General features: G+C 61.8%; 13 protein-coding genes and 2 tRNA genes. 6 read left to right on the top strand and 9 right to left on the bottom strand.

The features are described 5' to 3' along the window. Positions 1–110: 110 nt before the first annotated feature. Positions 111–521: a DUF1428 domain-containing protein gene (locus IPL79_17405; GenBank protein MBK9072756.1), complete on the top strand. Its 411-nt coding sequence runs from the start codon at positions 111–113 to the stop codon at positions 519–521. Positions 522–606: 85 nt separating this feature from the next. After that, a complete protein-coding gene (locus IPL79_17410) occupies positions 607–1,404 on the top strand; it encodes an RMD1 family protein (protein ID MBK9072757.1) in 798 nt (265 codons plus the stop codon). Positions 1,405–1,430: 26 nt separating this feature from the next. Here IPL79_17410 and IPL79_17415 read toward each other — a convergent pair whose 3' ends face one another. From IPL79_17415 to IPL79_17435, 5 genes are all read right to left on the bottom strand, one after another. Further along, entirely contained in the window at positions 1,431–1,889 is a 459-nt protein-coding gene (locus IPL79_17415) for an arsenate reductase ArsC (GenBank protein ID MBK9072758.1), read from the bottom strand. Positions 1,890–1,939: 50 nt separating this feature from the next. Further along, the gene (locus IPL79_17420; GenBank protein MBK9072759.1) at positions 1,940–2,686 is read right to left on the bottom strand and encodes an ATP-binding protein; all 747 of its coding nucleotides are present in this window, start codon (positions 2,684–2,686) and stop codon (positions 1,940–1,942) included. Further along, positions 2,680–4,248: an IS21 family transposase gene (locus tag IPL79_17425; protein ID MBK9072760.1), complete on the bottom strand. Its 1,569-nt coding sequence runs from the start codon at positions 4,246–4,248 to the stop codon at positions 2,680–2,682. The genes IPL79_17420 and IPL79_17425 overlap by 7 nt, the downstream gene beginning before the upstream one ends. Positions 4,249–4,426: 178 nt before the next feature. Further along, the gene (gene arsB / locus IPL79_17430) at positions 4,427–5,536 is read right to left on the bottom strand and encodes an ACR3 family arsenite efflux transporter (protein ID MBK9072761.1); all 1,110 of its coding nucleotides are present in this window, start codon (positions 5,534–5,536) and stop codon (positions 4,427–4,429) included. A 36-nt stretch (positions 5,537–5,572) separates the two neighbouring features. Then, positions 5,573–5,731 (bottom strand): hypothetical protein, encoded by a 159-nt coding sequence (locus tag IPL79_17435; protein ID MBK9072762.1) that lies wholly within the window; start codon positions 5,729–5,731, stop codon positions 5,573–5,575. A gap of 583 nt (positions 5,732–6,314) precedes the next feature. On the opposite strand from IPL79_17435, the gene IPL79_17440 reads away from it, so the two are divergent. After that, positions 6,315–8,576: a DEAD/DEAH box helicase gene (locus tag IPL79_17440; protein ID MBK9072763.1), complete on the top strand. Its 2,262-nt coding sequence runs from the start codon at positions 6,315–6,317 to the stop codon at positions 8,574–8,576. Positions 8,577–8,584: 8 nt separating this feature from the next. Continuing rightward, the gene (locus IPL79_17445; protein ID MBK9072764.1) at positions 8,585–9,469 is read left to right on the top strand and encodes a DUF4010 domain-containing protein; all 885 of its coding nucleotides are present in this window, start codon (positions 8,585–8,587) and stop codon (positions 9,467–9,469) included. Here IPL79_17445 and IPL79_17450 read toward each other — a convergent pair. Together IPL79_17450 and IPL79_17455 are read right to left on the bottom strand one after the other, a co-directional pair. Beyond that, the gene (locus IPL79_17450; GenBank protein ID MBK9072765.1) at positions 9,441–10,319 is read right to left on the bottom strand and encodes a hypothetical protein; all 879 of its coding nucleotides are present in this window, start codon (positions 10,317–10,319) and stop codon (positions 9,441–9,443) included. The genes IPL79_17445 and IPL79_17450 overlap by 29 nt on opposite strands. Positions 10,320–10,529: 210 nt before the next feature. After that, positions 10,530–11,252: a hypothetical protein gene (locus IPL79_17455; GenBank protein MBK9072766.1), complete on the bottom strand. Its 723-nt coding sequence runs from the start codon at positions 11,250–11,252 to the stop codon at positions 10,530–10,532. Between the two features lie 112 nt (positions 11,253–11,364). On the opposite strand from IPL79_17455, the gene IPL79_17460 reads away from it, so the two are divergent. After that, a tRNA-Val gene (locus IPL79_17460) sits at positions 11,365–11,436 on the top strand. Between the two features lie 31 nt (positions 11,437–11,467). Further along, positions 11,468–11,541, top strand: a tRNA-Asp gene (locus IPL79_17465). A 109-nt stretch (positions 11,542–11,650) separates the two neighbouring features. Here the strand turns inward: IPL79_17465 and IPL79_17470 are convergent. Both IPL79_17470 and IPL79_17475 read right to left on the bottom strand, forming a co-directional pair. After that, positions 11,651–12,070, bottom strand: a complete 420-nt coding sequence (locus IPL79_17470) for a type II toxin-antitoxin system HicB family antitoxin (GenBank protein ID MBK9072767.1) — start codon at positions 12,068–12,070, stop codon at positions 11,651–11,653. Positions 12,071–12,086: 16 nt separating this feature from the next. Then, positions 12,087–12,272, bottom strand: a complete 186-nt coding sequence (locus tag IPL79_17475; GenBank protein MBK9072768.1) for a type II toxin-antitoxin system HicA family toxin — start codon at positions 12,270–12,272, stop codon at positions 12,087–12,089. Between the last annotated feature and the right edge of the window lie 31 nt (positions 12,273–12,303).

Consider the following 12,303-nt stretch of genomic DNA (forward strand, 5'->3'; position numbering starts at 1 on the left):
TGGGCTACCAAAGCTGCAAAGGGGGCGCTCGCGAACGACAAGGATCTTCCCGCGAAGCGAGCGATCACTCGGCTTTACTAGCCGCGCGGGGCAGCTTACGCTGCGGGCACATGAGCTATTTAGACGTATTTATTTTGCCTGTGCCAAAAAAGAACCTCAAGCGCTACAAGGCGGTCGCGCAATTGGCGTGTGATGTGTGGATGGACCACGGCGCGCTTTCGTATGTTGAGACGGTGGGAGACGATGTACCCGCGGGTAAACTTACCTCGCTGCCGCTGAGCGTTAAACTCAAGAAGAACGAAGCGATCGCTTTGGGGTACGCCGTCTATAAATCGCGCGCGCACCGCGATCAGGTCAGCAAGAAAGTGTTCGCCGATCCGCGCATGCAATTTGACTGGAAGAAAGCGCCTTTTGACGGCCAACGCATGATTTTTGGCGGTTTTGAGCAAATCCTCGGCGCCGTCGCAAAGGCGAAAGCGGCGACCAAAAAGGCCAAGCCGCGCGCCTCCAAGCGTGCTTAGCCGGCGGCCTCACGCGTGCCTGTGAGGGCGTGCGGAACTAGGGCTAGCTTTCGCGGGTGTGCGCAATTTGGCGTAAGCTGGAGCCATGACCACCGTCCTGCCCGTGCTCGCCTACGGCTTTGAAGCGCAATTTCGCATGCGCGACCTTGAGGCCTGTTTTGCGGGGGCGAAGATCCGCCAAACCAAGAGTCAGCTCGTCGCGGAGTACGCCGCTGACAAGTTCGCAGTCGCCTTCGACTTCGGCGCTGTGGTCTTTCTAAATATCAGCGGCGAAGAGCGATCTCGGGTCTTGGCGGAGATACGCGCCAAGGTGGCCACCGATGAACCCCACAACCCGCTTGAAGAAGACTATATCGTGCAGCTCGACCCGACGCTGGCAAGCCATGCGCAGGTTGGCTTTGAACGCGTCATGCTGCGGGCGCTATCGCCTGGCGCAGTCGAGATCATCGCGCGCTTGCTCGCGCAATCCGTCGCCCTAGACTATTACGAAGAAGACTGGCAAGAGATTCAGAAAGCGCTGCACGAGCAAACCGAACACGTCGCGAGCCGCGGTCGGCTGCGCGGGCGCAAGCGCGATTTGACGCGGTTTGTCGCCAGCACCTTGTCGTCGAAGAACCAGATGATCGCGGGCCTGGCGTTGCTCGACAAGCCGGCGGCGACCTGGGAAGACGAAGCGCTCGACGCCTTGTACCGCGCCTTGCGCAGCGAACTAGAGATCGAAGAACGCGCACGCGCGCTGGAGCACAAGCTCAACATCATCCAGGACTCGCTCGAAATCTTCCTCGATATCGAACAAGCCCGTCACTCGCACGTGCTTGAGGTCATCATCATCGCCCTCATTTTGTTTGAGGTGGTGGTAACGCTGGTCGACAAGCTGCTGTAGGACGCCGCACTAGGGTGCGGCTGTGGCTACAGGTGCTCAAGCGACGACGCGAAGCCTTCGAGCCGGCCTTGGATTTGATCCCGCGCGGCGCGGAAACGAGTCAACATTTCTTCGCGCGGGATCGATGCGTCGGGGCTCGCTGGATCTTGAATGGGCCAATGCAGGCGGCGTGCGTCGCCGAGAAAAACCGGACAGACTTCCTCGGCGCAAAGCGTGATCACGGTGTCAACCGTGGCCGGGTCGATGGCGAGCACCGATTTGGAATGGTGCGCCGATAAATCGATGCCGACCTCGCGCATCACCTCGATCGCGTAGGGGTTGACGGTGCTGGGCGCGCTGCCGGCGCTCTGCGCCGCGATGCGTGCGCCAAACAGCTTGCGCGCGAGGCCCTCGGCCATCTGCGAGCGCGCCGAGTTGGCGACGCAAAGAAAGAGAATGGAGTTGGTTGCGTATTCCGGCCATCGTGACCAGCAAGATCGGCGCATCGTGACCACGTGGATCGGACCATCGTGACCGGAGCGCAGCGACGCTGCTTTTAGGGTTGGTTTTGGCCGGTAATTCCCTTTCGTTTGGAGGGTCCCATTCGCACGAGACGGTGGGCGTTGTGGAGGATTCGATCGCAAATGGCATCGGCGGAGGTCGGATCGCCGATGTGGTCGTGCCATGTGGTGACGGGCAGTTGGCTGGTGATGATGGTGGAGCGCGCGCCATAACGGTCGTCGAGGATTTCGACGAGGTCGCGCCGGTCGGCGTCGGTGAGAGGAGCGTGCCCCCAATCATCTAAGACGAGCAGGTCGGCCTTGGCGAAGCGCGCCAAGACGCGGACGTAGGTGCCATCGGCATGCGCCAGCGTGAGCTCTTCGACCAGGCGCGACGCGCGGCGATAGATCGCCCGATAGCCCTTGCGGCACGCGGCGTGGGCGAGCGCGCACGCGAGGTACGTCTTGCCGGTGCCGGTGGCGCCGGTGATGACGACGTTTTGATGCTCGTCAAGCCAGCGACACGTGCCGAGCTGGCGGACGACCGCTTTTTCGAGCCCGCGCCGCGCGGCATAATCGAGGTCTTCCAGGCACGCATGTCCAAGCCGCAGCTTGGCATCTTTGAGATAGCGCGTCAGGCGATTGTTCTCGCGCGCGGTCCACTCGGCGTCGATGAGCAGGCCGAGGCGCTCGTCAAAGGCGAGTTGGCCGATGTCGGGTGCCTGATGTTGGGCTTGCCAGGCGCGCGCCATGGCGTCGAGCCGCAGCTCTTTGAGTTTTTCTAAAGTGGGTTGCATTAGCATGTCGTGATCTCCTCGCTGTAATAGGTTTTGCCGCGGATATGTTCATGGGTGCCGACGCCGGCGGCTGCGGCGACGGAGGGTTGCGCGAGCTTGTCGAGCCCGCACTTAAGTATCGAATCGACATTGCGATAGCTGCGCGCCTTTACCTGCAGCGCGCGGCCGCACGCCGCTTCGAGGCGCGCGTCGCCGTACTTCTTGCCCAGGCGAAAGATGCCGAGGCAGGCGCGAAAGCCTTGCTCGGGATGTCGGCGCTCTTGCAAGATGGCCTGCGCCAGCAGGTGCGTGCTTGGCCCGATGCTGCCCGCCCATTGCAAGATGCGCGAAGGCGTCCACGCGAGATGCCGCTTGTGGCTCTCGGGCATGTGCGCCGGATCCGTGGTGTGGCGCCCGCGGTCCGCGCTGCGGAGATGGCTGGCGACGCGGCGGCGAGCGTGAAAAACCTCGATTGTCATGCCTGTGATGCGTGCTTCGACCTTTTCGCCGACCAGCTGATAGGGCACCGAGTAGTAGTGCCGATCGACGTCGATGTGATAATCGATGTTGACCGTGGAGGTGACAAATTCGCCGTAGGTAAAGGAGGTTGTCGGCAGCGGCCGCAGGGCGGGCGCCTCGATGTGATCAAACATGGCGCGTCGACTTTGGCCATAGACTCGCATCGTCCGCGCGTTGAGGTGGACGAGTAGTTCAGCGATGCGCTCGTTCAGCGCGTCAAGCGTGAAAAAGCGTTGGTGACGCAAGCACGCCAAGATCCATCGCTGCGCCACCTGCACCGCGACCTCGACCTTGGCCTTGTCGCGCGGATGAGCGGGGCGCGCTGGCACCACCGTGGTGCCATAGTGCGTGGCCATGTCCTCGTACGTGCGCTGGATGCGCGGCTCGTAGCGACATGCCGTGGTGACGCCGCTCTTGAGCTGGTCGGGCACGAGCTTAGTCGGCACGCCGCCAAAAAAGGCAAAGGCGCGTTGGTGGCTCGCGATAAAATCGCGGCCTTGTTGTGAGTAGGTCGCCTCGGCGTACGTGTAGCTCGAGGCGCCGAGCACCGCGACGAAGAGCTCGACCGCGCGCGGCTCACCTGTCGCCGAATCAATGAGCGTCGGGCGCCCTCCCGAATAGTCGACAAACATCGCGTCGCCGGCGTGATGCGGCTGCCGCATCGTCAGCTTGCGCTTTGCCAGCCACGCCCGGTAGTAGTCGCAAAACTGCGAGTAGCGATATCCATCCGGATGCTGCTCGAGATATTCGAGGTGCAGCAGCGCCAGCGTCACGCCTTTTTTCTTGCGCTCGGCGTGGACCACGCCAAAGTCAGGCAGCGGCCTGTGATGTCCGCCCGCGAGGGCTTCGCCGGGCGCGGGGGCATAGAGCGCCGCGGTCAGCTCCTCGTCGCTGAGCTGCTGGACGGCGTTCCACGTCAGGCCCGCCGCCTTCGCCTTGGCAAACGCCGTCCACACCTTGCCGCTGCTGAGCGACAACGCGGCTGCCACCGCGCGGTTGCTCAGGCCAAGGACCCATTTCTGTCTCAAGATTTCTCGGGTGATGCGCATAGAGGTTCGTTCCGTCGCCATGACCCCTTTGTAGGGCTTCTGGCAACCAACCTTGGGCTGCGCGCTGGGCTCCGTTTGGCCCCCGTTCCCCGGCCCCTCGGCCGTGGTCACGATGGACCGATCTAGGTGGTCACGATGGACCGATCTAGGTGGTCACGATGGACCGATCTGGGTGGTCACGATGGACCGATCTGGGTGGTCACGATGGACCGATCTGGGTGGTCACGATGCTCCGGCGCACGCAGTTGGTTTGATGGGAGGTGAAAAAACGCCGGCGACCCCACAGGGCGACGTTGACAAGGCCAATGAGCACCGGTACCTCGACCAGCGGCCCGATGACGGCGGCAAATGCGACGCCGCTGTTGATACCAAAGCTCGCGATTGCCACCGCGATGGCGAGCTCGAAGTTGTTAGAGGCGGCGGTGAACGAGAGCGTAGCAGTTTGGGTGTAGTTGGCGCCGGCGCGCCGGCTGGCGAAGAACGTCAGCGCGAACATCAAGAGAAAATAGGCGAGCAAGGGCGCCGCGATTCGCAAGACATCCAAGGGCAGCTGCACGATGGCTTCGCCCTTAAGCGAAAACATGACCACGATGGTAAACAGCAACGACGCCAAGGTGATGGGCCCAAGGCGCGGCAAGAAGCGCGTCTCATACCATCCACGGCCTCGCGCGCGAATCAAGAGCAAGCGCGTGAGGAAGCCCGCCGCAAACGGCACCCCGAGGTAGATGGCGACGCTTTTGGCGATGTCCACGATAGAGATGTCAATGACGGCGCCTTTTAGCCCGAGCCAGGTCGGTAAGAGCGTAACAAAAAAGTAGGCATAGAACGGAAAGAAGAAGACTTGAAACAGTGAGTTGAACGCGACGAGGCCGGCGCAGTATTCGGCGTCGCCTTTCGCCAGTTCGTTCCAAACCAGCACCATCGCGATGCATGGTGAGATGCCGACCAAGATGAGGCCGATCATGTAAGCGGGTTTGTCCGAGAGCATGGTTATGGCCAGCGCGAACATGAGCGACGGTGCGATCACCCAGTTAAACAGCACCGAGAGCCCAAAGATTCGCCGATTGCGGAAGACCTTGCCAAGCTCTTCGTATTTCACCTTGGCCAGCGGCGGGTACATCATGAGGATGAGGCCGATGGCGATAGGCATCGAGGTCGTGCCCACGCTCATGCGGCCCAGCGCCGTCGTGAAGCCGGGGACGAACTTGCCAAGCGCGACGCCTAGGCCCATGGCGAGGAAGATCCACAGCGTCAGGTACCGATCAAGAAAGGACAGCTTGCTGAGCAGGCCGTTGTTGGTGTTCGTCATGATAGGAATCTTCCCTTTTTGGGGCCTGGTGCGCACTTATGTCTGCGCGCCGGGCAAGATGGCCTCGATGGTGCCAGTCAGCTCGCAGGCGGCTGCGAGCGTGTTGGAAATTGTGCCGAACTTGCGAATGTTGCGATGCAGCAGCTCAACGCGTGCGGCCAACTCGTCGGTGACGACGCGCAGGTGATAGCTCACTCGGACGATCCGCGGCGGCGGCTCTTCGCGTTCGGCGAACCTCGACCGAGGCCGATTCGTAGCGAAACGGCAGCATCTGCGCGAAGCGCTCGACGTTTTGAGGATGCAGGCGCAAAGTGACGCGCTGAGGATGTCGGCCGGGCCGGGCAGGTCCTCGACGCGCCCGCGGTGCCATCGAAGGCCACGTCGAGCCCGTGCGCGAGCAGCCGTCCGGCGCCACCCGCGCTCACGCTGCCGCGCGCGGCATAGCGTACCGAGGCGCTCATGTCGTGGGCTCGCGACAGGCGGTGACCAAGACCTTACGGCGGCGATTCTTGGCGGGCTTAGTGATCTGACATGCCATGCGTGGTTCGCTCCAGGTAGGCCAAGATCCTACTACCAGCCCTAGGGGTAGCGCGCGGGTCCGGACGCAAGTTCCGGATCGTTACGATCCATTTGATCAGTGATTTGCCACGGCGGGCGCATCGCAAGAACTAGACGCGGATCGGGCTGCCTGTTATCCATGAAAGACATGGTTGCGAAGGGGACGCATATACCAGGTTTGGGAGGCCCGTCGGCGGTCGACCATCCGCGGGAGGCGTTTGTGCCACGTCTCTTCCTTGGCAAAGACACGCTGGTTATCGCGCAAGGCGGCCGCCGCTACGAAGAGGTCACGGTCGCGGTGATGCGGGTGGAATTTGACTACGGCGGCTCAAAGGTCCGCTGCACGGACACCTCGCCGCGCATCTACGACCTCGGCCGTATTAAGGCGGGCCCGATCAGCCGCGACGCCTTCGGCGAATCGCAGGCCAAGCGCATGCTGGAGAGCCTGGGCGCCATGGAGCTCGATGCGCTCGACGATTGCACCCTCGAACACGCGACCGACTTTGACTACGTGGTGCGGCTAGATGGCGACGTCCATGCGTTGTGTGCCTTTTCCGCGTATGCGCTGCCGCAGCTGCGCAAGCTGGGCTGGTCGGTCGACATCGCGCCTGACTACCCGTGGCAGGTGCTTGAAACGTCGGCGCCCTTATATGCCGACGTGCAGCCCGACCAAAAACGCCCCGACTGGTTTGGCCTCGAGCTCGGCGTCGAGGTCGATGGCCACCGCGTCAACCTCATGCCGGCCTTGCTCGAAATGCTCGATCGCGCCGACAGCCTGGAAGACCTCCTCAAGCGCGCGCGCCGCTGCATCGCGGTGCCGGTGAGCGACACGCATTATTTGGCGGTGCCACCAGAGCGGTTGCGCCTCTTGCTCAAGGTAATGGTCGAGATGTACCGCGACGGCACCACCGGTTTGTCGTTTCGCGCCATGCAAGCGCCTGCCATCGCCGACCTGTGCGACGCTTTTGCCGCGCGCGGCGGCGAGCTGCGGGTGCGGGCGCCGCATGGTTTTAGCGTGGCCAGCGCCAAGCTAGAGGCCGGGCCGGACAAGATGGTCATGCCGAGGGGCTTGCACGCGACGTTGCGGCCGTATCAAGAAGAGGGCATCGCGTGGCTGCAACATATGCGCGCCAATGGCGCCGGCGCGGTGCTCGCCGACGACATGGGGCTTGGCAAAACGTTGCAGACCATTGCGCATGTGCTCGCCGAGCGCGAGAGCGGCCGCATGGTGGCGCCATGCCTGGTGGTGACACTCACCAGCTTAGTTGGCAATTGGGCGCGCGAGTTCAAGAAATTTGCGCCCAGCCTGCGCGTGCTGCAGCTGCGCGGCGCGACGCGCAAGCAGCACTTTGACGATATCGACACCTATGACGTCGTGATTTCAACCTATCCCTTGCTGTCGCGCGATAAAGAAGCACTCGGCAAGCTTGAGTATCACCTGCTTGTGCTCGACGAGGCGCACACCATTAAAAATGCCAACGCCATCGCGCACGAGGCCGCGCGCGCCATCCGCGCCAAGCACAAGGTGTCGCTCAGCGGCACGCCGATCGAAAACAATCTCGGCGAGCTGTGGTCGATGATGGATTTTTTAAACCCCGGCATTCTCGGCACCTCTGAACAATTTCGCGCCAATTTCCGCACCCCGATCGAGCAAATGGGCGAGACCACCCGGCTGCTAGCGTTGCGCGATCGCGTGCGGCCCTACATTTTGCGCCGCACCAAAGACGCCGTCGCGCGCGATTTGCCGCCCAAGACCGATATTGTCCGGGCCGTCGAACTCACCGGCGCCCAGCGCGAGCTCTACGAATCAATTCGCGTCTCGGCGCACGCCGACGTGCGGCGCGAAATCAAGCGCCGCGGCCTTGGCGGCGCAACCATTGCAATTCTCGACGCCTTGCTCAAGCTGCGTCAGGTGTGCTGTGACCCGCGGCTGGTCCACGTCGACGCCGCGCGCAAGGTCAAAGAGTCTGCCAAGAGCGACATGTTCTTTGACTTGCTCACCCAGCAGCTCGGCCAGGGCCGCCGCATCTTGGTGTTTTCGCAATTTGCCAAGATGCTGTCGCTTATCAGCGAAGGCCTGCTCGGCCGCGGCATCGGCCACGTCACTCTCACGGGCGCGACGCAAGATCGCGACAAGCCGATCAACGCGTTTGAGCAAGGCCGCGCCGATGTTTTTCTCATTAGCCTCAAGGCAGGTGGCACGGGCCTCAACCTCACCTCGGCCGACACCGTGATTCACTACGATCCGTGGTGGAACCCGGCGGCGCAGGCGCAGGCGACCGACCGCGCCTATCGCATCGGCCAGACCAAGCCGGTGTTTGCCTATAATCTTATCGCCGCGGGCTCGGTCGAGGAGCGCATGCTGGCCCTGCAAGGCTTTAAGCGCCGCCTCGCCGAATCGATCATCGGTGGACCGCCGGGCGAGAGCGGGCCGCTGTTTTCCGAGCGCGACGTCGATGATTTGCTGTCACCGCTGGAGTAGGGTGGCCTGTGGTCAAGCAGCCAGCGCAGGCGTGGCAACGCCAGGATATTCGTCGTTGGGTCGCCGTGGCCGCGGCGATGTCGCTGGCGCTGCTCGTCATCCCGGACCGTAATTTCGGGCCGTACGAGGCCGTGAATCTTCATGCTTGGTGGCGCCTGGTTACGCTCATGCTGTGGCTCATGCTCGCCGGCCAGTTCGCCGAGGGCTTATTTGGCCGCCGGTGGGGCCTGGCGATGGCGGGTTTTGGTGGAGGTTTTGTCTCGAGCACGGCGACGATTGCTGCCATGGCGAGCCGCACCAAGGACGACCCGGGTGTTGAGCGCCACGCCTCGGCAGGCGCGGTCGCGTCGACGGCGGCGACGTATTGTATGCTCGCCGTCCTGATTGCCAGCGCCGACATGCAGCTGCTGCGCGTCTTAGCGGTGCCGCTGCTCGCGGGGTTCGTGGCGATTGGCTTGGCTGCCGCAAAACTCACTCATCGCGCCGGCAAGCATCCCAATGACGGTGGTAGCGGCAGCGCGGCGTCGATTAATATTAAGGCCCTGGTGACCTTTGTGGCGCTCCTGGTCGCGATTGGATTTGTCTCTAAGATCGCCGCAGCGCACGTTGGGCAGGGCGGTGTGTTGGCTGTTGCGGGGGTGACCGGCCTTGTCGATGCCCACGCGATTACGGGTTCAACCGCAGGCATGCACGCAGATGGCCAAGTTTCCACGTCCGTTGCGAGCCTTGCGATCTTGCTCGCGCTAACCGCCAACACGTTCACCAAGATGGCGCTCGTCGCGTCGGCCCGCCTGCCAAAATTTACCAGCCACGTGCTGGTCAGCCTGGCGGTGTCGCTAGCAGCAACTTGGATAGGATGGCTTGCTACGAAATACCTGGGGCTACCGTGGTAACGCCAGCGCCAAACCACCGGACGTCGCTGTCAAACAAGATCTCGGCCGTGCCCGTGGCCGCATCAATTTCGATGAGGCGACCGGCCGGCGTACCCTCCGCACCGCCATCGACAAAGCCAAAGAAGCGGCCGCCCCAATAGCCAAGGCCAAAGATGCGATCAAAGCCCGTATCTTGCGGCGCAAGCGTCGCCTCCCACGTTTGTGGGTCGAGCTGCACCAAGTAATCGTCGACTTGCCAATCATCGCCGATGTTCACCGTGGCGAAAATTCCTACATTATAGATGGCGACGATATCGCCGCTGGAGCCAATGGTTTGCCCGCCGAGCGTGCCGTAGTTGCCCAGCAGCGCGGCGGTGCCGGTGGCTTCATCGATCGAAAAAACGTCGCCATCGTCGTTCGCGGCGATAAGGTATTCATCGCTGGTGATGTCATTGATGTCGGTTGGTACAAACGACAAGCTCGTGAGCCCCTTGGCCGAAGCGGTCAGGTCACTAATGAGCGTCGCGGTGCCGGTGGGGCTAATTTCATAAAGCGCGTTCATGGTGATGCCGAGAATACGGCCATTTTTGTCGACCGCGATATCGGTGATGCTGCGCGAGCCTTGACCTGTAATATTGCCAATGAGCGTGGCATCGAGCACCGCCGGATCAATTTCGAAAAGTTGATTGCCCGAGTGCGCCAGGATTTTGGAATCAGGTGCCGGCGGCGTTGGTGGCGAAGGCGGCGTTGGTGGGTTGGGCGAGGGCGTCGGCGTCGAAGGAAATTCTTTTCCTTCGGCGCAACCGCCCATGGCCAAACCTGCCATTAGCGAAACGAATGCAAACTTCAGACGCCGTGACGTTGCCTTCATGCGGGCGACGGTACGTCGAATTTGTGACAATTGGATGAACAAAAATGCAGCCGGGCTAAAAATGAGATCGCGTGAGATCCGCTACTTTGTCGCGCATTTGGCCGTGACGGATATTTCAGTCGTGTCCGCGGCAGCTGTGGCGGCTTTCGCCGGCTTAGTACCCGCAAATTGCTTGCCGAGGTGGGCCTGGATTTTCTCAGGAGCCACCATTTAATCGCTGAGAAACTGCTTAAATGCGGCTACTTGCGCGTCTGCGACGGCCTGCGTCGCCGCAACGTGAGTAATCGTGAGGCGGATTTCGGAACACGAATTGGCGAGGGCAACAATATCGGCTGCGCTAAGTTGATTTGGGCCATGCTGGCGAGCCTCTTCGGGGGTGCGCATGGTGGCGGTGCCAGGCGCAAACAAGCCAGTGGTGCTGCTGCCGCCACTCCGAGCTATTTTGGCGACCGGTGATTGAGCTTCAGCGGCAGCGGCGATTTCAGCGGCCTCAACCGCGACGATGGTTTTGGCAATCGCCTCGGTGGCCGATTTCAGCGCTGGTGGCAACGCGGCATTGGCCTCGGTTTGCACGGACGCGATGCCGGCCACCTTGCCTTGCGTCTTTGCGTCATTAAACATGCCGGCGAATTTGTCGAGTAGGCCGCGCGCGCCGTCCAGGGTGGCGGTTAGCGCGGTGACCATGTCGGTGGCGGTTTGATAGGCTAGGCCGGCTTTCGAGGTTGCTTGCAGGGGCTTGGCTATCGCGGCCATGCGCGCGCTGGCGGCTTCGCTGGCGGCTTTGAGCTCGGTGAATTGCTCGTTCCACGCGCCGAACCCGCGTACCCAGGTTTCCGTCACGGCCCTCGTATCCTCGACTTTTTTACAAGCGACGGCTGCGCCGCACAGCGCCAGCGCGTAAAGGGCAGTCAGCACGATTCGGCGAAGCTTCATAATTGACGCCAGCATAGGGGACCGGCTGCGCGGCATCAAGGCGATAAGAATTTGTCAGCCCGCGTTGACAGGTCCGGGCATTGGGTCTAAGTACGTTGGGTCTCACGAACCTGGGCGCATAGCTCAGCGGAAGAGCGTCGCCCTTACAAGGCGAGGGTCGGAGGTTCGATCCCTTCTGCGCCCACGACCCGATACGAGTGAAAACTGAATACTTTGGAGCGGTAGTTAAGTCGGTTATAACGCCGGCCTGTCACGCCGGAGGCCGCGGGTTCGAGTCCCGTCCGCTCCGCGACTTAACAAATTTGGCACTGGGGTAACCCGGTGCCATTTTTGTTTTCGGCTTGTGTTTGCGCCATGGCTGGTGGCATTGCGAAGCCAGGCGCCACGATAGCGCTGAGCTACGCGAGCTGCGGCTCAAACGTTGCGCCGAGCGCTTGCGCAATCGCCTTGATCGTTTGCAGCGTAGGATTGGCGCTTGGCGACTCGAGCTTGGCAATTTGTTGTTGGCTGACGCCGGCGCGCTTGGCGAGCTGCGCTTGCGTAAGGCCATGCTTGCTGCGCATCCACCGCAGCTGCAGCGCGAAAGCCAGCGATGGGTCGTCAACCACGATGGCCGCGGTCGTCCCGCGCTTGGCATACTTGGGATGCGGCGGCACGGCACCGTGTTCGAGATTCGACTCGAGCCACGCAAAGAGCGCCTCCTTCGCCATTTCGGTGGCTTGTGCCTTAGAGTCGCCAAAGGTTTGGCATCCTGGACAATCCGGGAATTCGGCGAGCCAGTGCTTGCCTTGTTTGGTGAGTTTTGCGGTGTACTTCATGGTTCCTTTTTGCCGCTTACCGAATCTTGATGCCGGCCTGTTTCTCAATCGCCTTGACCGTGCCGATGGGCATGTCTTTTCGAGGGTGCGGTACGACAACAAATCGACTTTCTTTGACGAACATATGATGCGACCCGCGTACCCGATCGAGTCGAAAACCCGCACGTTTGAGGAGTCGATGACTTCGCTCGACGTCATACAAGTACAGCTTACATCTTTTGAGTTGTATGCGC

The sequence above is a fragment of the Myxococcales bacterium genome (assembly GCA_016716835.1).
Taxonomy (GTDB): Bacteria; Myxococcota_A; Polyangia; order Haliangiales; family Haliangiaceae; genus JADJUW01.